General features: G+C 59.5%; 18 protein-coding genes and 1 pseudogene. 7 read left to right on the top strand and 12 right to left on the bottom strand.

Annotation, left to right across the window (positions count from 1 at the left end; translation table 11 throughout):
- Positions 1–105: 105 nt before the first annotated feature.
- From msuE to B3098_RS14425, 3 genes are all read left to right on the top strand, one after another.
- Positions 106–687, top strand: coding sequence for an FMN reductase (msuE, locus tag B3098_RS14415; protein WP_286897241.1), 582 nt, complete (start codon positions 106–108; stop codon positions 685–687).
- A gap of 110 nt (positions 688–797) precedes the next feature.
- Positions 798–1784: a DUF1852 domain-containing protein gene (locus tag B3098_RS14420; protein WP_279975817.1), complete on the top strand. Its 987-nt coding sequence runs from the start codon at positions 798–800 to the stop codon at positions 1782–1784.
- A 23-nt stretch (positions 1785–1807) separates the two neighbouring features.
- On the top strand, positions 1808–2836 hold the full coding sequence (locus B3098_RS14425) for a methionine synthase (protein WP_286897244.1): 1029 nt from the start codon (positions 1808–1810) through the stop codon (positions 2834–2836).
- A 200-nt stretch (positions 2837–3036) separates the two neighbouring features.
- Here B3098_RS14425 and B3098_RS14430 read toward each other — a convergent pair whose 3' ends face one another.
- The gene (locus tag B3098_RS14430) at positions 3037–4446 is read right to left on the bottom strand and encodes a PLP-dependent aminotransferase family protein (protein WP_286897246.1); all 1410 of its coding nucleotides are present in this window, start codon (positions 4444–4446) and stop codon (positions 3037–3039) included.
- Between B3098_RS14430 and B3098_RS14435 the strand changes: the two genes are divergently transcribed.
- A complete protein-coding gene (locus B3098_RS14435; RefSeq protein ID WP_286897247.1) occupies positions 4445–4807 on the top strand; it encodes a hypothetical protein in 363 nt (120 codons plus the stop codon). The two genes, B3098_RS14430 and B3098_RS14435, sit on opposite strands and share 2 nt — an antisense overlap.
- 92 nt (positions 4808–4899) lie before the next feature.
- Here B3098_RS14435 and B3098_RS14440 read toward each other — a convergent pair whose 3' ends face one another.
- Both B3098_RS14440 and B3098_RS14445 read right to left on the bottom strand, forming a co-directional pair.
- Positions 4900–6504, bottom strand: a complete 1605-nt coding sequence (locus B3098_RS14440) for an MFS transporter (RefSeq protein WP_286897249.1) — start codon at positions 6502–6504, stop codon at positions 4900–4902.
- 68 nt (positions 6505–6572) lie between these two features.
- A complete protein-coding gene (locus B3098_RS14445) occupies positions 6573–7277 on the bottom strand; it encodes a hydrolase (protein ID WP_286897250.1) in 705 nt (234 codons plus the stop codon).
- Between the two features lie 148 nt (positions 7278–7425).
- On the opposite strand from B3098_RS14445, the gene B3098_RS29140 reads away from it, so the two are divergent.
- On the top strand, positions 7426–7773 hold the full coding sequence (locus B3098_RS29140) for a M15 family metallopeptidase (RefSeq protein ID WP_414631280.1): 348 nt from the start codon (positions 7426–7428) through the stop codon (positions 7771–7773).
- Between the two features lie 36 nt (positions 7774–7809).
- Here the strand turns inward: B3098_RS29140 and B3098_RS14450 are convergent, their stop codons facing one another.
- The 9 genes and pseudogenes from B3098_RS14450 to B3098_RS14490 all read right to left on the bottom strand — a co-directional run bounded on the left by B3098_RS14450 (position 7810) and on the right by B3098_RS14490 (position 18225).
- Positions 7810–8907: a type VI immunity family protein gene (locus B3098_RS14450; protein ID WP_286897252.1), complete on the bottom strand. Its 1098-nt coding sequence runs from the start codon at positions 8905–8907 to the stop codon at positions 7810–7812.
- Positions 8908–9203: 296 nt separating this feature from the next.
- Positions 9204–11567 (bottom strand): TonB-dependent siderophore receptor, encoded by a 2364-nt coding sequence (locus B3098_RS14455; protein ID WP_286897253.1) that lies wholly within the window; start codon positions 11565–11567, stop codon positions 9204–9206.
- A gap of 81 nt (positions 11568–11648) precedes the next feature.
- Complete coding sequence (locus tag B3098_RS14460) at positions 11649–12593, bottom strand: DUF4880 domain-containing protein (RefSeq protein ID WP_286897255.1); 945 nt, start codon at positions 12591–12593, stop codon at positions 11649–11651.
- Entirely contained in the window at positions 12590–13240 is a 651-nt protein-coding gene (locus tag B3098_RS14465) for a sigma-70 family RNA polymerase sigma factor (protein ID WP_414631279.1), read from the bottom strand. Before B3098_RS14465 ends, B3098_RS14460 begins: the two co-directional genes overlap by 4 nt.
- Before the next feature lie 520 nt (positions 13241–13760).
- Positions 13761–13885, bottom strand: a pseudogene (locus tag B3098_RS14470) (transposase); the annotation flags it as partial.
- A 777-nt stretch (positions 13886–14662) separates the two neighbouring features.
- A complete protein-coding gene (locus B3098_RS14475; RefSeq protein WP_286897256.1) occupies positions 14663–15106 on the bottom strand; it encodes a hypothetical protein in 444 nt (147 codons plus the stop codon).
- A 110-nt stretch (positions 15107–15216) separates the two neighbouring features.
- A complete protein-coding gene (locus tag B3098_RS14480) occupies positions 15217–15912 on the bottom strand; it encodes a PIN domain-containing protein (protein WP_286897258.1) in 696 nt (231 codons plus the stop codon).
- A complete protein-coding gene (locus tag B3098_RS14485; RefSeq protein ID WP_286897259.1) occupies positions 15909–16577 on the bottom strand; it encodes a hypothetical protein in 669 nt (222 codons plus the stop codon). Before B3098_RS14485 ends, B3098_RS14480 begins: the two co-directional genes overlap by 4 nt.
- Positions 16578–17856: 1279 nt before the next feature.
- Entirely contained in the window at positions 17857–18225 is a 369-nt protein-coding gene (locus B3098_RS14490; protein ID WP_286897261.1) for a hypothetical protein, read from the bottom strand.
- Positions 18226–19167: 942 nt separating this feature from the next.
- Between B3098_RS14490 and B3098_RS14495 the strand changes: the two genes are divergently transcribed.
- Positions 19168–20139 (top strand): hypothetical protein, encoded by a 972-nt coding sequence (locus B3098_RS14495; protein WP_286897262.1) that lies wholly within the window; start codon positions 19168–19170, stop codon positions 20137–20139.
- Positions 20140–20292: 153 nt separating this feature from the next.
- Positions 20293–21237 (top strand): hypothetical protein, encoded by a 945-nt coding sequence (locus tag B3098_RS14500; RefSeq protein WP_286897263.1) that lies wholly within the window; start codon positions 20293–20295, stop codon positions 21235–21237.
- The last annotated feature ends 15 nt before the right edge of the window (positions 21238–21252 follow it).

Consider the following 21252-nt stretch of genomic DNA (forward strand, 5'->3'; position numbering starts at 1 on the left):
ATTGCGTTCTTGTTTGCCGCTGTGTTCCGCACGTTGACCCGATCAACACGCACGTTCCATGGCAAGTCGACTCCCTCCGCGCCGATTGGCTTCATGGAAGCAAAGATGACACACCCCCTACGCTTGGTCGCCGTTTCCGGCGGCATGCAACGTCCCTCCAGGACCACCGCCCTGGCAGAGGAACTGCTGACGCTGATCGCCAATGAAATCCCCTGCGAACCCCGGCTGGTCGAAATGGGCCGGATCGCCCCGCAGCTTGCCGGCGCGACGTGGCGCTCGAACTTGCCCGACTCGGTCGAGCGCGAGTTGACCGCGGTGGAGCAAGCCGATGTCCTGGTGGTGGTAACGCCCGTCTATCGCGGCTCTTATACCGGCCTGTTCAAGCATTTCTTCGATTTCATTCATCAGGACGCGCTGATCGACAAGCCGGTCCTCCTGGCCGCCACCGGCGGCAGCCAACGTCATGCGCTGATCATCGATCACCAGTTGCGGCCGTTGTTCAGCTTCTTTCAGGCGCGCACGCTGCCGCTGGGCATCTACGCAACCGACGAGGACTTCGTCGACTACCGGCTTAAGAACGACGCGCTGATCGAGCGTGCCGGACTGGCCGTGCAACGCGCACTGCCGCTGGTCGAACTGACCCGGCAGATGCGATCTGCCGCGGCCGTGGAAGCCATCGCGGCCTGAAGCCCAGGCCCAGCGGCTTTCACAGCAAGCCGCGCAGAAACGCCTCTGCGAACGCCGGCCCCGTTCACCCCGAATTCACGCCTATCGCAGCATTTTTGCATCCGACCATCATGAACAAAGACTTCACCTTCAGCATCAAAAGCCTTCGCTTCGATGAAAACTATCAGCCGTCGGACAGCACGCGCATCACGACCAACTTCGCCAATCTGGCCCGAGGCGAAAGCCGCGAGCAGAATCTGCGCAACACGCTGAAGATGATCGACAGCCGTTTCAATGACCTGGCGCATTGGGACAACCCCACGGGCGATCGCTACGCCGTCGAACTCGACATCATCACCGCCGAGATGACGCTGGGCGCAAACGGCAACGCCAATGCGTTTCCGCTGATTGAAGTGCTGAAGACCAACATCGTCGACAAGAAGACCGGCAACCGCATCGACGGCATCGTCGGGAATAACTTCTCGTCCTACGTGCGCGACTACGACTTCAGCGTGTTGCTGCCCGAATACAACGACAACAAATCCACGTTCAGCACGCCGGACGATTTCGGCGACCTGCACGGAAAGCTGTTCAAGCACTTCGTTGAATCCGAGGCCTACAAGGCAAACTTCAAGAAGCCGCCGGTCATCTGCATCAGCGTGTCCAGCAGCAAGACCTATCACCGCACCGACAACCACCACCCGATCCTGGGCGTGGAATATCAGCAAAGCGAATTCTCCCCAACCGATCAGTACTTCGAGAAGATGGGGCTGCAAGTGCGCTACTTCATGCCGCCGAACAGCGTTGCGCCGCTGGCGTTTTATTTCCAGGACGACCTGCTGGGCGCCTACACCAATCTTGAGCTGATCGGCACCATCAGCACGATGGAAGCCTTCCAGCGCATCTATCGCCCCGAAATCTACAACGCCAATTCCGCGGCCGGAAAGCGCTACCAACCCAGCCTCAAGAACCAGGATTACTCGCTGACGCAGATCGTGTACGACCGCGTCGAACGCAGCCAGCTGGCCGTCAAACAGGGCAAGTTTGCCGAGGCGCACTTCATCAAGCCGTACAAGCACGTGCTTGATCAATGGGCCGCCAGCCACTCCCACCAATAAACGAACACAGACGGACACCCGCCATGAAAAAGCTTTTGCCCACCTCGACCGCCGGCAGCCTGCCCAAACCCTCCTGGCTTGCCCAGCCCGAAAAGCTCTGGTCGCCCTGGAGCCTGCAAGACGAACAACTGACCGAAGGCAAGCAGGACGCCCTGATCCTCGCGCTGAAAGAACAGGAACTGGCCGGCATCGACATCGTCAGCGACGGCGAACAGACGCGTCAGCACTTCGTCACCACGTTCATCGAGCATCTGGACGGCGTTGACTTCGAAAAGCGCGAAACCGTTCGCATCCGCGACCGCTATGACGCCAGCGTGCCCACCGTCGTCGGCGCCGTCAGCCGCCAGAAGCCCGTCTTCGTCGAAGACGCCAAGTTCCTGCGCCGGCAGACCAAGCAGCCGATCAAATGGGCGCTGCCCGGTCCCATGACCATGATCGACACGCTGTACGACGCCCACTACAAGAGCCGCGAAAAGCTGGCCTGGGAATTCGCGAAGATCCTGAACCAGGAGGCCCGCGAACTCGAAGCCGCCGGCGTCGACATCATCCAGTTCGACGAACCTGCGTTCAACGTCTTCTTCGACGAAGTGAACGACTGGGGCGTCGCGACGCTGGAACGCGCCATCGAAGGCCTGAAGTGCGAAACCGCCGTGCACATCTGCTACGGCTACGGCATCAAGGCCAATACCGACTGGAAGAAGACGCTGGGTTCGGAATGGCGCCAGTACGAGGAATCGTTCCCCAAGCTGCAGAAGTCCAGCATCGACATCGTCTCGCTGGAATGCCATAACTCGCACGTGCCCATCGACCTGATCGAACTGATTCGCGGCAAGAAGGTGATGGTCGGCGCCATCGACGTGGCCAATCACGCCGTCGAAACCCCGGAAGAAGTCGCCAACACACTGCGCACGGCGCTCAAGTTCGTGGACGCCGACAAGCTGTACCCGTGCACCAACTGCGGCATGGCGCCGTTGCCGCGTGCGGTTGCCAAGGGCAAGCTGAACGCGCTGAGCGCGGGTGCGGAGATCATTCGCCGGGAACTGGCGGGTTGATGAAGCATGCGGCAGGCGGCGCGGCGGGATAGCGTCGCTAAGCCCAATAAAAGAGGGGTCAGCTCAATATTGAGCGACCCCTTTTTTCGCCAAGCGCCGAGGCAGTTGGCCACGCTGTAAGCGCGGCGTGACAAGTGCGCGCGTTCGGCTGCTGCTGAGCGCGCTGAGAACGGAAGACCGACCTTTCGATGAATCGCACGTCAGACAGCGTGCGAAACCGGCCTGGCGACATCGTTCGTCAGCAACTCCGCCAACCGGTTCAGACCGAGCGTCAAACGGATCCGATCAATCGCCCCTCCCAACGACACACGCAGCGCCAAGGGGCTGAACGACCCGCTCGAGAACGACGCCGAATCCGTGACACTCACCCCTTGTTCAAGCGCGGTTTGAATCAGCCGGTACAGGTCGATCTGACGCGGCAACTGCAGCCACAAATGCAGCCCGTTCGGGTCGGCTTGAATATCCCCCGGCAGGATAGACGCTGCGATCGTTTGCCGATGCCGCAGTTCACTCTTCACCTGCGCCATCCATTGCACCGCGGCGCCCGACTCGATCCACGTCGACGCCATCTCCGTCATCCAGGGCGTGGGCATCAGCGCCAGCGAGCGCAGGGCATCCAGCACGGGGGTCAACGGCTCGCCGGCGGGTACGACCAGGTATGCGGTCCGCAGGCCAGGCGCGATGCATTTCGATAGCGTCGACACGTAGTAAACCGGCGTCGACGACGTGTTGGCGGCCACCGAAAACATCGTGCTCGGCGGCTTCTCCGCCAACAGCCAGTACGGATCATCTTCAATAACCGGCAGCGCAAATTTCTTGGCCACCCGCAGCAGCTCTGTTCGCCGCTCGGAGGACAGCGTCAGCGCGGTCGGGTTCTGAATCGTCGGATTCAAGTACAGCATTGCCGGACGATGTTTTCGGCACACGCGCTCGAGGTCGGCGGGGTCCATGCCGAATGCATCCGACTCCACCCCGACGGTCACGCGCTGCAGCAGGCGGGCCGCAGCCAGGAAGCCAGGGTAGGTCAGCGCATCGCACGCAATCGCATCTCCAGCCTGGCTCCTGGCCAGAAGCAGGGCCGCGATCGCGGTTTGCGCGCCGGGGCAGACCACGATCCGGTCAGTGTCCACGCTGCCCAGCACCGGCTGCAGCCATTTCGCGCCGGCTGCACGATGCCGCGCGTCCCCCGCCCCCACGTGATAGCTCATCAGATCCATCGAGCTTGACGCGGCCTGCGTCGAGCCGCTGCCTTCTGCAAGCATCTGCAAAAACGCGGCACTGCCGAGCAACGGCGGGATGTTCATCCCCAGGTCGATCGTGCCGCCTGTTGCCGACCCGGCATACGCGACATAAGTCCCGCCGGCCCCCTGTGCTTCCAGGATCCCTTTCTGACGAACTTCCGAATACGCCCGCGTGACGGTCGTGAGATCGACGCCCAGTGTCTGGGCCAGTTCACGCTGCGTGGGAAGGCGATCACCCGGCCTGAGAACTCCATCCTCCACCGCGGTGACGATCTGCGTGGCGATTTGCTGATACCGGGAGCCCGCGCCGGGGGTCAGGGGCCGCACCCACGACAGGCTTGCTTTTTTCAGACGACGCGAGAGAGCCATGTTTGATTTTTTGGGTTTTTGGCCACTTCCGCAGGTGGCAAGGAGGTACGGGCCGGACAATTCAACTGCTTGTATGGATTTTGGCAGTAGAATTGGCAATCTTGTATGGATTTTAGCACTCGCTCCGCGCGTTCCTGATCCGGTTCAGCGTCCGCGCGTAGCGATCAAGCTGCTCAAGCAGCGTTTTGAGGAAATGATGAATTTCTGGGTCCCTTTAGCCTTCGGTACGTTCAAGCTCGGCGTGCTGGGCGTGTGCATGTTCCTCGCCATCAAGTCGCATCGCGAAGGCGCTAGAAAAGAGAAAGAGAAAAAGGAGATGGAACGCCTTGAAAGTCTCAAGGCGCTGTCTCAGGAACGTTGAGCAGATCAGCTTCACCCCGAGATGATGCCCCGCATTGCATCCAGGCATAAAAAAATGCGGCTCGAGTGAGCCGCATTCGATAACAACAAAGCTTACGACTGCTGCGGTGCCACGAAGTGAGACACCTTCGGCGGCGCATCGCCGATGTGGAAACCGCGCACTTCGGCCTGCTGGTCCGCGTCGGCGTGGGTCACACGCTCATGTTGGCGCAGGTGTTCCAGCCACGACGTCACCAGGAAGTATTCCAGGTAGCGGCCCGGCAGTGCCGCATCTTCAAAGATCCCCCAGGCGTAGGCCCCGTCGCGGCGGCGCTCGGCGCCGGCATGTTGCATGGCCTGCACGAAGTCCGCGCCGCGTGCCGGGTCGATCAGGTATTCCACCGTGATCATGACCGGGCCGCGATCATGCGACACCTGCTGATCGATCAGAGGCTCGGGCCAGTGCATCGACGGTGCGAGGTCCAGGTCGGCGCCCAACTGCAGTTTGGCCTTGCGGGTCAGCAGCATCGCAATCACCGAGCCGGCGGCGGCGATCAGCATCGCGGCGGGGACGCCGGCATGCACCGCGGCTTGGCCCCAGATCATGCTGCCCGCAGTCATCGAGCCGAAGAACACCGTCACGAAGATCGCCAGGCCACGAGCACGCACCCAGTCCGGCAGGGCGACCTGCGCCGATACGTTGAGCGAGGTCAGCACCATGATCCACGACGCGCCGGCCAGGAAGCTGAACGCACCGGCCACCACGGGATGCGGGGTCACCGCAAAGACCACCAGCGTGAGCGCCGTGCCCAGCGTACCCGCCATGACGCTGCGGTCAGGACCGAGCTTCTTGCGCAGCGGCGGCAGCACCATCGCGCCAATCACCGCACCCGCACCGACGCAGCCCAGGATGATCCCGTAGAGCATGGCGCCGCCATTGAGCACCTGGCGCACGATCACCGGAAGCAGGGCCCAGTAGGCGCTGGCAAACAGAAAGAACGCGACGGCACGGACCAGCGTGGACTTGAGCGGCTTGCTGTGCAGCGCAAAGCGCAGGCCGGCACGCATGGCATGAAACAGCTGCTCGCGGGGCAGACGCTTTTCGGCGGCAACCGGCGGCTTCCACCAGACCAGTGCGGCCACCACCACGATGAAGCTCAGCGCATTGACGAAAAACGGAATCGCCACGCCCAGGCTGGTGATCAGCACGCCGGCCAGCGCCGGGCCGATCGCACGGCTCACGTTGATGCCCACGCTGTTGGTCGCGATGGCTTGCTGCAGCGAAGGACGCGGCACCAGGCTGGGGACGATGGCCTGCCAGGCCGGCGCCGACAATGCGGTGCCGATCCCCATCAGCAGCGTGAAGCCCAGCAGCACCCACGGCGTGGTCAGCCCAAACCAGACCACCAGACCAAGCGCCAGGGCGATGAATCCCATGGCGATCTGCACCATCAGCAACAGCTTGCGGCGATCCATCGTGTCGGCCAGCGCGCCGGCCAGGAGCGAAAGCAGGAATACCGGCAGCGCGCCCGCCGTCTGCACCAGCGCCACGAACATCGGCGACGGCGACAGCGACGTCATGAGCCATCCGGCGCCCACGTCATGCATCCAGGTGCCGATGTTGGACAGCACGGTGGCGATCCAGATCACGGAGAAGGCGGAATAGGCGAAAGGCGAGGACGGCTGGGCGTCGGCGGGGCGGGTGTCGGCGGTCGTCATGGGAGGCTCCGGGGCTGCCGGTCGGTACGAGAAAAAAAGCCCGCGGCATCGGCCGCGGGCCTGGGGATCTAGCGAGCGACGACAGGCGCAGCGACGGGCGCGATAGCGTCGTGGGCGGTCTGCGTGCGCTGCGCGGCCTTGTGCACCATCGTGTAGGCGTAGTCCACGCCCATGCCGTACGCGCCCGAGTGTTCCTTGACGATTTCCATCACGGCATCGTACGAATCGCGGCGGGCCCAGTCGCGCTGCCATTCCAGCAGCACTTGCTGCCACGTCACCGGCACCACGCCAGCCTGGATCATGCGTTGCATGGCCATGTCGTGCGCTTCCTTCGACGTGCCGCCCGACGCGTCGGAAACCATGTAGATCTCGTACTCGCCTTCCAGCATGGCGCACAGGGCGAAGGTGGTGTTGCAGACTTCGGTCCACAGACCAGCCACGATCACCTTCTTGCGGCCATTGGCGGCGAGCTGGTCGCGCACCTTCTGGTCATCCCACGAGTTCATCGACGTGCGTTCCAGCACTTTCTTTTCCGGGAAGACATCGAGCAATTCGGGGTAGGTATAGCCGGAGAACGATTCGGTCTCGACGGTGGTGATGATGGTCGGAATGTCGAACGCCTTGGCGCCCTTGGCCAGACCCACGACGTTGTTCTTCAGCGTCTGGCGGTCGATCGACTGCACGCCGAAGGCCATTTGCGGTTGGTGATCGATGAAGATGATCTGGCTGTTTTCGGGGGTCAGCACTTCGAGCTTGGCGGTGGTGTTGGTCATGTCAGTGTCCTTGAAGCAGTAGGTTTGGGGTGTTGCTTGCAGCGCGTTGCTGCGATGAACAGAACTATATTCTTCGGGACAATCGAGCGGTAGATGGCGATTTCTGACTTCATCGTTCTTTTTATGGAACGATGACGAGCAACGAAGGATCTTTGCAGACGGTGCGGCAGCCGCCGGCATAAAGCTTGCAATCGACAGCGGATTCCGGTCCTATCCAGAGCAGAAGATGCTATGGGATGGATTTCAGAAGCGGCTTCCAGGAATTAACCTCGCCGCAAAACCCGGCAATTCGAACCATCAGAATGGGATTGCCCTCGATATCTCCGTTAGGGCAGCGGACGGCAATGAAACATATGAGTGGCTCAAACAATATGCGTCTGCGTTTGGCTTCGTACGCACTGTCAACGCTGAGCCATGGCACCGAGAATATGACCCCGCTCGCGCACAGCTCGCGGTGCAGAATGGCACCTACAAAATTCCTTCAGTGACGAACTGATCGGTCATCGGCGCAGGGCGTTCGCCCCCCGCTGCGCTACAGTCGGTCGTCCAGAGTGTGAGTTGTATCTAGCCGAGACGTATCAAGCAGTCGTGCCTTTACATCGAGCAGCTCTTCGTCAGATACATCGAAGCGCTCAACCCATGCTTCGCCTTTTGGTCCGGTCAGCCGCGGTTCGCCGGCGGCACTGGCCGCCAGGTGTAACCCGAACACAGCACTGCGCAGCGATTTGAGCGCTGCGTTAGGTAGCGCGTACTGCGGAGGCTTAGGGTCGATAGCCGTCGCAGCAAGGTCGGGTTCGTTGCCAGCCTGAATGACGATGCCAGCGCCGTAGTCATAGAAGGCGAACCAGTCTGGCGGCAATTCCGAGCGCAACGTGTGCAAGCCGCCTGCCTGCGCCACCATGTCACGATTGATTGCGGTCAGCCAAGACACTGTCTTGAACGTGTCGGGCTTGAGCACCATGGCGGAGAATACTGGCGCCCCCACATCAACGCCGCGGGCCTGCTCCGACGCGAAGGCTTCGGTGGGCTGATTACTGTTCCATTCCGACGGGGACAGCACAAAACCAAAACCGCCATGGCCATGCAATGCTTGCAGCCTCGCAGCGAATTCTACGAACAAGGTTTGAAAGGCTTTGGGTTGCTCGACAATATCAACAAAGGGCAACGCGAACCGCAACACATCCAGACGGCCTGTTTTTTGGGCGGCCCAAGCCGGTGCGGCATTGACATAAAAGGAATACGGGCCGGCATCCTCGCGCTTGGTGCCACTCGTGTACTGCAGGTCAAGCTTCTCGTCTTCGTCGAGCGTTGCGAAAAAATCGCGGATTGTCGGACTCTTGACGTAGGGCATGCACGGCGGGCCTGACGGGAGCTCGCCACGCCACAGCCATGTGAGGGCATCGCCCGCGTGCGCCAGGTAATCGTCAAAACACTGTGCGATTGCCTCCCGCTTAAGCTGTGTATAGCCGCCTTCGAAATATAAAGTGCCTGTAATGGCGATGACCGCGCCCACATAGTCGCGGCGGCTCTTAGGCATGAGCATCGCCCCGGGGAACTGCTGCGCCTGCGCGTTCTCGCGAAGTGCTGCGGCAAACGCCTCGCGGCTCATGTCAGGATGAAAAGCTGTCATAGGTCGTCTCAGGATACGGCGGGGATGGCCGCGGCTCATGGCTCACATTCTCTCAAGAGTTGGAGCCTCCGCAATGTCCGGGGCGATTCAAGAAGTGAATGAAAAATAGGCCGCACTGGGCGACCTATTCTGCATGGAAGCGCTGGCTTAAAGAACACTTGTCTCAAGCGATTTTTATTCCTCGAAAGCGAACTTTATTCACGCGCTTTAAAAACTGAAAATAAAGTCGGTCGCAAACGGCCCGCGTGTCGATGGCTGCGAATGTTGGCGAGGTACAGGCGCACGTTGCGCCACACTTAAAACGTGTACTTCGCCGTCAGCAAGAACGACCGCGGCGCGCCAAAGTGGTTGTTGTCCTGGGTGCTGCCGATCGCCTGGTAGTAATACTTGTCGAACAGGTTATAGACGTTCAGGCGCAGATCCAGATTTTGTGAGGCCCGATACGCCACCACCGCATCCCACACGCTATACCCCGGCTGGCGCACGTTATACGCGGGCGAACTGATCGCGCTTTGCACACGTACCGCCCCCCCCACCCGCCACGCATTCAGCGAGCCCGGCAATGTGTACATGGTCGAGAGCTTGAACAGATGACGCGGAGTCTGCGTGTCGTAGGGCGCGCCCGCACGGAGGCTGCCCGAATCCTCCAGGTACTTGGACTGGTTGTACGTATAGCCGGCAGCCACCTGCCAGCCCGGCGTGATTGCGCCCGCCACTTCGAACTCCACCCCCCGGCTTTGCACCTTGCCCGACGGCGCATAGCATTCGATCACCCCCGGGCTGCACGCGGACGTGGCCAGCGCGACCGGTCGGTTGCGCTGTCGGATCTGGAACACCGCCGCGCTGGCGTTGAGCCGTCCGTCGTAGTACGCCCCCTTGATGCCGGCCTCCAGATTGGTGCCGATGACCGGGTCCAGCGGCGCGCCGCTGGTTGACTGGCTGCTCTGCGGCTGGAACACGCTGGTCCAGCTGGTGTAGACGGAATGGTGGCGGTCCAGGTCGTAGATCAGGCCCGCGTAGGGTGTCAGCTCGTGCTTGACCTTATAGTCCGCAGGCGGGCTGACGTAGTCGCCGGACTTCAGCGTCATGTCGTACTCATACCAGTCCAACCGAGCGCCCAGCATTAGCGTCAGCGGGTCGGCAAGGCTCAGGCGGGTGGTGGCGTAGCCGCTCATCTGGCGCTGGTATCCCTTGCGCGACCAGGGGTGGACGAACGCGGGTTTCTCCACGGCGCTGGAGTCCCAGTGTTCCGGGTCGACCGTCATGTTGTAGTCCAACGGCCACCCGCCGGGGCCGTCGTCGTCCTTGTTCTTCAGGAAGCTGCCGCCCAACACCAATTCATGCGTGCGCCCCAGCAGCGAGAAGGGGCCGCTCAGGTAGCCGTCCACGCTGTACTGAGTTTTGTCATAGGCATACTGGCCCAGGCCCTGCCCGAAGAACGTCGAGTCTTCCAGCGGGTACAGATAACTGCCCAGCATGTTCAACCTGGCGCGCAACGTGCGGGCGGTGAGCTTGCCGGACCAGCCGTTCTCGAAACGGTGGTCGAGCTCGGCGAAGAAGCTGGTGTTTTCCTTGTTCCAATAGGCCCAGTCCGGCGACAAGCGGATCGAGCGATTGAAGTCGTAGAAGCTGCCGTCTCGGCGCGTGGGCAGCCCATTCCAGTCCGCGCCCGGGTTGTCCTCGCGGTTGTAGTAGCCGCCGACGCTGAGCGTGGTGTTTGCCGTGAGATCGGCTTCGATGGTGCCGTAGAAGAGCTGGCGCTGGTGCTCGTAGGCCTTCTTGAAGGTATTGGAATCCTGATACGCCACCACACCCCGGGCGCGCAGTGTGCCGGCCTCGTTCAGCGGGCCCGAGCCGTCGACTTCGCCCCGGTAATTGTCCCAACTGCCGGCGCTCGCCGTTACCGAGAACTGCGGCACCGCCGTGGCGCGCTTGCGCACCAGGTTGATCGTGCCCGAGGGATTGCCAGCCCCCGTCATCATCCCGGCCGCGCCGCGCAGCACCTCGACGTGATCGTACATAGCCAACGTCGCCACGCCCTGCGTATCGTAGTCGTAGCCCAGCGGCACCCCATCAGCCAGGAACGAACTGATCTCGAACCCGCGAGAGAAGAACTGCGTGCGTTCCCCGCCGCCGATCTGGCGCGTGGTCAGCCCGGTCGTGTCGCGCGCCACATCGTCCAGCGACTGAAACCCCCGGTCCTCGATCTGCTGGCGCGTCACCACGCTGACCGACTGCGGCGTCTCGCGCGGAGACAGCGCGAACTTGGACGCCGTGGACATGACCGTCGTGGTGTAGGAATGGGTGCCTTCCGTCACGCCCAGCGTGTCCGCTTCCACCGCCACCGGCGCCAGCGTCGTCGTGTTGGCCGGGGCTACCGACAGGCTGCCGTCAGGCGTACGCCGCAGCTCCAGCCCACTTCCGGCCAGGGCCCGAGCGGTGGCTTCTTCTAAGGACAACCGGCCAGAGACGGCCGGCGCGGACTTGCCCGCCACAAGATCCGCCGGAAACGAGATCACCGCGCCCGCGATGCGCGCGATCTGGGTCAGCGTCACATCCAGCCGGCCCGCAGGCAAATCGTATTGGCGCAGCGCCTGGGCATGGGCGGTGCAGGCGGCGGCTGCGATGACGCAGGCGGCCGGAAACCTCAGGGAAAGCATGGATCACTCCGTGGTTGCGTGAGTACGCGTTCCCTGTATGTGCATCGGCACCTTCAAAAAAACACCCGGCGCGTGAAATAGTCAGGCCAGATCGATCATCACGTACCAGCGGCTCACCCGCTGCATTCGGATCGGCAAGGTATTCCTCAGCGCCTCCAGCGCCCGGTCGCCATCGTCCAGCGGAAACAGCCCCGTCACGCGCAGCCGCGCCGCCTGCGGCGACATCCGCAGCCAGCCCGCCCGGTAACGGGCCAGCGCATCCACCACGGTTTGCAGGGGCTCGTCATGGACTTCCAACTCGCCGTTCTGCCAAGCGGCGGCGTGTGCCTGGCCGTTCTGCACCGCATCCACCTGCCGCGCATCGAACCACACGCTCTGCCCCGGCGCCAAGGGCTGGCGCACGCCTGCTAGCGTGGTCACCACGGCGGTCCCGCTCAATGCCAGACAGAAACTGCGCCCGGCAGCGCAGCGCACCATGACGCGCCCCTGGGCAAGCCTGACCTCGCCTTGCGGGAGCCGCAGCTGCAACTCCTGGCTGCCCCCCAACTCAAAAATCGCCGCCCCGGCCGACACGCGTACCACGTGCGGCCCCTCCCACGACGCCGCGCTGCGCGCATCCAGCTCCATGGTGTTGCCGTCCGGCAAAGCCACCCGCCGGCGCTCACCGGTGCGGGTGACATAGCCCGCCGCCAGAGATCGCAACGGCACATAGCGGTCCGCCACGCCCGCTCCCAGCAGCAGCGCCCCGCCCGCCAGCGCCAGCTTCCCCAGCCGCCGGCGCTGCGCCAGCTGCGGCCCCACCAGCGAACGCCGCAGCGCATCGCCGTCGGCCAGCAGCCCTGGCCGCAGCGCATGCAACGTACCATTGAGCGCTGCGTTCAGCCGCTGCCACGCCGCGCCATGGCACGGGCTCTCCGCCAGCCATCGTTCAAACGCCGCGCGGTCTGCATCGCTGGCCTGCCCGCTGGACAAGCAGACCTGCCACTCGATCGCCGCCTCGCGGGTGCGCGCATCCAAGGCCGTCATACCCAAAACACCTCGCAGCAACGGTTCAAGGCCTGCACGATGTACTTGCGCACCATGGTCGGCGATACCTTCAGCCGCGCCGCAATTTCCACATGCGTCATCCCATCGAGCTGGCTATACAGAAACGCCATCCTGGCTTTGGCAGACAGCCCCTCGAGCGCCACATCCAGCGCCTGCAAGGCTTGCAGGGTCTGCACCCGCTCCTCGGCCGACGGCTCCAGCGGCTCCGGCTGCAACCGCAACGTCTCCAGCCAGGCCTGCTCCAGCTCGCGCCGCCGCCACAGCCGCCACGTAATGCGCCGGGCGATCGTGACCAGCATGGCCCGCGGCTCGTTTAGCTGCTCCAACGCTGGCAGGCAAAGCAACTGCGTAAACGTCTCGCCCGCCACGTCCTCCGCGTCCTCGCGGTTGCGCAGGCCATTGCGCAGCCGCCGCTCCAGCCACGGGTGGTCATTCTTATAAATGGTGGAAAACCGGCTATCGCGTGTCGAGGCCACGGGCTGCGCTATAAACAAATAGGAATCGTTATCAATTATCGCATAGCGCGCGCCGCTGTTTCCAGTCCCATCCCCCTGTTCCTGCGAAAACTCCCCGCCACGGTACGACTCGGCAATCTCAGCAAACGCTCGCGTGAGATGGGGATGCATGTAGTCGAGGCTGGCGTCGACGATGCCGCACGTAGTTAGGCAAAGCAATCGTGAGGCACGCGCGATCGACTTTATTTGTCGTTTTCATGCTGAGCAGATCCTCGTGCCAAATGTGAACAGGGCCGCGTATACGCGGCCCTGTTCACGTTTGTGAATAAGCGAAATAAAGACGGTACCAGTCGATGCGCGCAAGAGCCTGAAACCACAGAGAATCTGAATTAAGCGAAGAAAGTTGAAACTTGGTACAGCTCCAGCCAACTGGTGTTTGGGCGGAAAGAAATTGAGCGAAAGTCGGTATCAGCGTTGCAACGGCCACCGGACGCCGAGTGGACCTTGTTGTAGATGAAACTTTGAGGGTTGGGTGAAGCGTGTGCTTGCGTGAGTACACCACTCTGAATCGAGCACATTGCATACTGGCAAGCAGAAGTGTCGCTGCCGACACATATCTTGCGTCTCTGTCCTCGGTGAAGGGTTCTGCTACGCGTTCGGAGTGCGACCGCAGCACAACCTTCAACTGACAGGAGTGGTCGGGCGATCTGTCCTTAAGGCCAAGACGACAGAACCAGCGATAGGCCAGGTTTAGAAGGACATCTCCGCGCAGCCGCAGCTCGGATCGGAAACCATGCAGTAGCCGATCACGACCATATGGCTGTAGACGCAAGATGTTGGCGCATTTCTCCAATAGGGTCGCCGGGCACTAGTCTTTCTTCACATCCTCAGCGGTGTACCCCCTGCTTTTGAGGGTACTGAAAGCGATGGCTCGCTCCTTCGACGAACTACCAAGGAAACCGTCATTCTTGACAACCCTGAGCAACTCTTGATCGCCCATGTCTTCGTACTTCTGCCTCAGCTCGCGTACCTCGTTGGCAGACTTCTCCAGCTCGCTGTACACCGCAGTTCCTGCATTCTTTGCGACGTTAAGCGCTTTATCCCAAAATCCCATTATTTGCCCCTAGTGGTTAAGAATACTTTGCACCGCAACCACGGCATGCGCTGCTGAAAACCTTGTTTTCACCGCAGTTCACACACCGCCTGCCTTGCCCGCCTTTCCCCTCGTTCGCAGGCAGGGTCATCGTTGCATGGCACTTGGAGCATTCCCGCCCCGTAGGAGTCTGGAAGAACGTCTGTTCACCGCACTTAGGGCACATTTTTCCGGCCATTGTTACTACACCTTTTAGTATGTGTGTATGTGTATGCTTATGTATCCGAGAAGACTGTATGCCGGCGAGTGCGCAGCGTCAAGGGAAATCGGCACGGGGAGGCGACACGATCTAAATAGGCGCATGGAAAAAAGGCGCGGGGTTCCGACGAAGGGCTAAGGACACCCAGTGAGGACTTCTCGGAGCTTTTGTGACTGCATTGAGATTGCGTAATCTCTAAGTTATTTATCAGTCTGCATTCTGCAACGAGATGCGCGGCGTCTTACTTGCTAGGGGAGGCCGTCCTTTTAGCCCACCAATCTTGGCACTTCACGAACGCATCGTTTTGGAAGTCAGTAATCGCGTCCTCTTTGACTTTGGGACTGCGGTACCGCGGAACCTTATAAGCTTCCGTAATGAGCGCATTGACACGAGCGGGCGCCCAAGGTGGCACCTCTACGGTTTCCTGTTCTTTCTTGACCTCTGCCAGCAACGTTGTGATCAGTTTGCCATTTTGCCGGTCACCCATGATCCTTCCGGCGGCGATCAGTTCCGCCTCGCAAACCTTAAAGTTGTACTGGGCAATCGCCGCATTCGCCTGTTCGATTACAGCCTGGGTGCTCGCTTGAATCTCCTCGAGCTTCTTCCTCTGTTCCTCAGGCGACAGAGGAGCCGCTTGAACGGATGTGAGGGCGGTCAGGGCGACGGCTGCAAGAAGGATTTTCATACCTTGTTTCTTCATCGTCGAAAAAACCCCGAAGGTTGGATCAACGTCCAACTCTCACAGGGCAGTGCATTTAGGTGGCCGCTTCGAATAACTCATTCTCGGCGTGGGCACTACAGGGCAAGAAGGTGCTTGGCTCGCGACGTATTCGGCGCATACCCCATGCGAAGTTCTTCAAATCTAACCGCTAAGCCCTTCTCCAGCTTGCGATCCACCTCGTAGTCTGCAGAGTTTCGCGTCAAGAAGACGATCGGCGCTTCAAGACCAGCTTCTCGCAACTCGGTCACCGCCTCAAAGTATGTTTCAATTACAAGGCAATCCTTGCTCGAATCTTTACCACGCTGGGCGGGCGCAAGACACTGTGACACCCGCTCGTATGCACGCATCGCAGCGTCTGCAGAGTGCTCTACCACGCGTGCTGCGCCCGTCCATTCGTTATACAGCGTCCGTGCGTCAGTCACGTGCTGATCTATGAAGTCCAGAGTCAAATTCTCTGACGGACGGTGAACCTGCGCAAGGCGCTGAATGCGCAGCAACTCGCCTTTCAGCTTATCAAGGCTCGCCTTGCTGACCGCGATTACATTATCAACGTTGTCAGCGAGTTCACGCGTTACTTGCTGCGCAAATAGTGCGACTAGGCGCGTGGCCTTCATTTCGTTTACTAGGTGCTTCGCGACCTCGATGTGCTCGGGTTGGAGGTCCCTCCGAATCGGATCCCTGACAATATCGAGGATAGAACACGTATCAGCACAAAGGACAGGTAGGCCTAATGCCGCGATAGCATCAGCCGTTCCAGGTGCGAAGCTCATAGTGCCACTTGATCGTAGGTGCCTAGGAGTTCCAAACCAAACTCGTATTGCAAACTGAGCTCATGTGCAACATCTAGCGGCCAACCCGCGCCTTGAGCGAGCCACCTCCGAAGCAACGACGGGTCCGGGCGTTTTTTTGATCTATGCGCCAAAACGATAAATTTCTGCCAACGATCACCATCCGAGGGGTGCGCCGCTGCGGATGATTTGTTCGCGCATTGTGAGAAAGTCCAAAGAGCGGAACTCGCAGCTGGGCTGGTCCAATCTTCCGGCCCTTCATTGGGTTGAGATAGCCGATGCGACGCGACGCCCTTCACCTCGCCAAGTACCTGAACAATAAATTGACGCAGAACGGAGTTGTACTCTCGCTCCGTAAGCGAAAAGGTAACCGTGGGGATGACATTCGTCACCCGATACTCGCCGGGCTCGTCGGGCCAGAGAGTCAACTTGGCGGCAGGGCTAGATTCGTTCTCCTTGCACGTGAAGACCAACATCTTTTCTTCGTCGCTCAATATTGGCCCGATAGTCCTTGCTTCAGCCTCTACGTCGTGAAACCAAGGGTCCTTAGCAGCGCCAATTAGCCGATTTCGAAGAAGCGCACGGTTGCCGTCGGCCGCAGCAATATAGAGATTCTGGAATACGTCGATTGAGGGGATCTGGGACATACACTTCCTTCGCAGGTAAATTCGACCGCTAGCACGCGGTTAATTGTTTTGCTGATCCTACAGGTATAGCGCACATTCTACGGGAACCGTTGCCGATTCCTGCAGTTTTGAACTCTTGCTTCTAGCGCCGCCAATGTCCGTGATGTTCATTTTTTAAAGGCGTCGGGATACCTTGCCTCCTTTTTGCGCCGGATACGGGAAACATCTCATTCAATGTCGAGGGCGGCCGTTTTCCTCCAGCCGATTCACGGCTCCAGATAGCTTGCCGACGTTCAAATCATTCCTGCAGCCTTGGCTTCCAAACGAGGACGAACGCTGCTTGATATCACATTCTTGTACACAGGCTACCGCGCAGGCGATGTCGTCGCCATAGCAGTCACGGCTGGCGGGTTCGATTACATTCAGGTGGACACTACAGCGCTTTATCGCGAGGTTCCCCTCACCAGTTGGGTGGAAAACTGTGCGGCGTGGTGCACGTATGGTTGGCGTACCGGACGCCGACAACTGTGAAGGCTGATCTACCGTTATCCCGCGTTTCATCGGGCGAATTTGGACGATGGCCGCCAGTTTTGCGGCAGCTCCTGATACAAGCGGGGCTTGGGTTCAGGAACTGCCAGGGCGTTCAGCCGCAACGGATGAAGAAATCCCAATTTTGAAGATTTCGCTTCGAGATATCCGCGAGCAGCCGAACAGCGCCGTGGTTACAAGTCCTTGTACATCCCAACACCGAAATGCCCACACCCACGTCCGCAAGCGCCAAAATTATGCGCAAACGATTCGGCGCGTGGCTCAAGGATCAGCGAGTCGCAGCAAGTACACACAATTGGATCTTGCAGTAGCACCCGACTACGCGTAGCCCACCACGGTAAGCCAGATCGAACGATGCGCCTCCGCGTTGCCTACCAGGGAGTTGGCTCCCGGGTGGACGCCACAAATCTGTCGCCCAGCCAGGTCGCTGAGAAGTATCTCTACTACATAGAGCCGTTGTTGTTCCACGCCTTGCGTGGAACAGATCCATACGTAGAGGAAATTTTCCCAGGCCCGAGCCCGTGCTGCGTCGGTGCCGCAGTGCGCGGGCGTGACGGAACGGTCCTCCAGATAGATGCCGTTCTTTCCCAGTCAGGTTTAGTGCTGTAGAAATAGACGGCGTAGCCGATGGCCTTGCCGCCCAGCTCAGATAGAACACCTATGTCGAGAGCCGCGAATGTTGTACCTAAAAAATGTCACTTAAGTGCAACACCGCCAGGAGTCGGAGCAGGGAAGTATAGAAGGCATTGTTTTAGTAAACGACAGGCACGGCAATGACAAAACCGAGCGCCGGCGCCCAAAGCCTGGATTGATCGCTAGGCCGCAACGGGTTGAGGCACACCTCAGCGATGCCCCAAAAATAAGCGGCGGCAATCGCAAGTTTTGCTCCAACGTAGAGGCTGCTGAAGCTGGCCACCACTGCTACGCCCCAGAGCACATACGACATCCCGAGCGCAAGTTTTGCTGCCTTATCTTCCACGGTGCCATAGCCAGCCACGACAAAGGGTTCCATCCCCCGCCATTCGCGGACCGCGTTCGTTAGTTTGAATAGGAGGATGAGGAGGCAAAGAATTTGCACCGTGAATATTTGCAGCATCGGCTGGAGTACTTGCTGGCTCACTACACGTGACCCGGACACTGAGAACACGAGCCAATGCACCAAGGCCAAAACCACGCCGCATCCAAAAAGATGTATTGAGAGCACTCGATGACGAGCTTGAAGATGAGTAATAGGCTGTCCAGCGCTTCGCATGTGTTCCCTTCGATTTGTCCGAGAAAATATTTAGCAACAGGATTGTCGCGCGGCTTGAATCTCACACAACGGTTTTACTACTTTGGCTCTGCTAAAAATTCCTTTTTAATCAGAAGCGTACAGATTTTCACGCAAAATCAGAGCATTTCATACACCCAATAAAGTGATTAAAAATCAATATAAATCAATCACTTACGATCACTTTTTCATTGACACTGGAACAGATTTCGATAGCATAATCGTCAGTATCTAGGTGCTCTACAGGTGAAGTGATCTGAACCACACCTAGATGCCAGGGACCAATCCATATTGCATCTCCGGCGCAATGCAGAACTCTATACGGCGCTCACCTCTCGAGCTCCGCAACGTTCCGCTAACCGTATTCGCAATCTGTAGTTTAGTAGTTGGACTGGAAACGGCAGCGAATAGGACATAACTCGCGATGAACTCGACGCTCTCGAAGCGCTAAACACCGTCGACTGCACGTCACGTGCGGCCCTTTTCAGCTTCGCGCTATGCGCCGAAGATGGGCCTTCTATCGCTCAAATTTTCTGGAAAGGTCAGCTATGAAGTAGCCAACAAGATGAGATGAGAACTTGCACAAAAGGCCAGCGCTCTTGCCGGAGCAAACTGGCCTTGTTGGGTGTGCTGTAGGTCGCCAAACCTGAGCAAATATTGCTCTCTATGCGTGATGCTGTCAAGCGTCTGCAGGGGCAGTTTTGCGCTTGCCTCAACACATCCGAAGCGGGTTCTCCAGACATGGGATCGACCGAGTGTCGTTCCTATTGTGATTCACCCTGGGAGCCAATAATGACTCGGAATGCACTCGTCAGCTGGCCACGCCTCAAGCTGATTGAAAAAAGACAACTCAAGCCTGGTTGGGGTCCTGAATACCAGCCCAGCATACGCGCAACACGGGACGAGGCCCCGGCCTCCAGCCGGCCTTCGACCGTCTACTCTAAGAAGCTGAGCCGAGAGATTCATCTGCTATCGCTCGCTGAGCGAGCCGCAGCACTCCTCACCTTGTACAACCCGGCTTTGTTCGAGCTTCGAGAGCAGCACATGCTCTCGACGTTTCCTGCGCCTCATCCTCTTGTCGATTATCTGAACATCCTGCCCTCGGACATGCCGATGTTCCGCGGGACGGTGGACGTCGCCGATAGACTTGGCAGGATAGGCCAACATCCCACGGTGTGGATCACTGAACCCGATGGCACGGAAGTTCGCGCAGCTTTTCCGTATATCGGCGACCTACTGCTCTTTCTCAAAGACGGTGCTGGCTGCTACTGCGTGAACTGGACGGTCAAGAAAGATCGTGCCGCGTTCGCCCTCACACCGCATCGGATCTACAACCCGCTCCGCGTATCTAAAGCGATGGAACGCGCCGATCATCGCCATCATCTCGAAGAACTCTATTTCGCGGATGCCGGCATCAGAACAGTTCGCGTGACCGAAGCTGATATCCATCCGCACATCATTGCGAACCTGACCGCACTGTTTGGCTCGTCCAACAGCTCACCATCTACCGAGCCAAGCGTTGTTAATCACATCATTGATCGGTTCCGAGAGATTGTTGGTTCCTCCACGTCGCCACTGACACTGTTCGCCGACCTTGAACGAGAGACCGGCACTAGCCGCAGAGAGTGCTTGAGGATTCTCCACCAAGCAATCTGGTCCCGCCAGATCCGAGTAGACCTCACTAGGCCGGTGCTTCCCGACAAGCCCCTGCGCGCGGAGCGAGTGGATGTGCTCCAAGAGTACGGCCATTGGTTCGCGAGGTGAGGCGTGCAGGTCGGTACTCCACTCATCGCGCCCGATGGCTTTCAGTGTCTCCTTAAGGGCAACGTTTACTACCTGGTCCGCAACCACCTGCCTAGCGGTAGGGTGATACTGGCCTGGTTCACGTCAGTCAAACGCCTATCTGTAAATCTCATCATGCTGACCAATCGTCAGTTCGAGCAAGCCACTGCTGATGGTTTCATCGTTCCCGCGCATAAGCCAACGGGGTTGCCGCCACACCTCGATGATCTCGAGAACGTCGACCTTCAGCTGTTAGATCAGCCCCGGCCGGACAAGAAAATTCCGAACAAGGCACGGGTAGAGGACCGGTTGCTAGCAATCGCTCCGCTGCTCGAGCGTGAAGCGGAAATTCTCTCGGCGCCAGCACCAGAGAAATTGATTCATGCGTATGCCAAATCGGTCGGGAAGAACCCCAGCCGACTGCGATTTTGGTTCTTCACCTACATCACCTTCGGACGGAACGCCTGGGCGCTGCTACCCAATTTCAAGAACATCGGGCGCTGGGACAGACTGGCAAACCAAAAGTCTGAGTTCAAGCTTGGCAGACCATCGGAAGTCCGGGGAAAGCGCAGCGGCACAAGAGCTAAGGAGCAGATGATCGACCTCATCGTCCAAAGCTATACGAAACACTGCGCGCTGGGCGTCAAGCTGCGCAAGGTGTATCAGCTTGCCATGCAACATGATTTTGGCGGAAAACCAGTGAGGCTCCCGACAGGACACCTCACGTTTGTAGGAGTCGATCTTCCGACCTATGACCAATATCGGTATTACGTGATCAAGCACTATGGGCTGGAGACAGTGCAGCGGACTCTCTACGGAGAGTCGCGGCACCGAAGGCGATACGCCGCCTACGCCGGCAGTTTCACTGCGGCGGTCGGAAGTCTCTACGAGGCCACCGAATCCGACGGCTATGTGTGCGAAGACCGCCCAAAGGCTTACATCGACGGCGGAGTTCTGGATGCACTCTACGTCGTGCGAAACGTAGATACAGCATCCGGCCTTCGCCTCGGAATTGGGTTCTCGTTTGGAGCGGAGCATAGCGAAGCCTACAACGCCATGCATTTCTGCTCTGCATGTTGATTTGCAGGCAGAGTT

The organism is Achromobacter sp. UBA2119, from assembly GCF_002331005.1.
GTDB lineage: Bacteria > Pseudomonadota > Gammaproteobacteria > Burkholderiales > Burkholderiaceae_B > Achromobacter > Achromobacter animicus.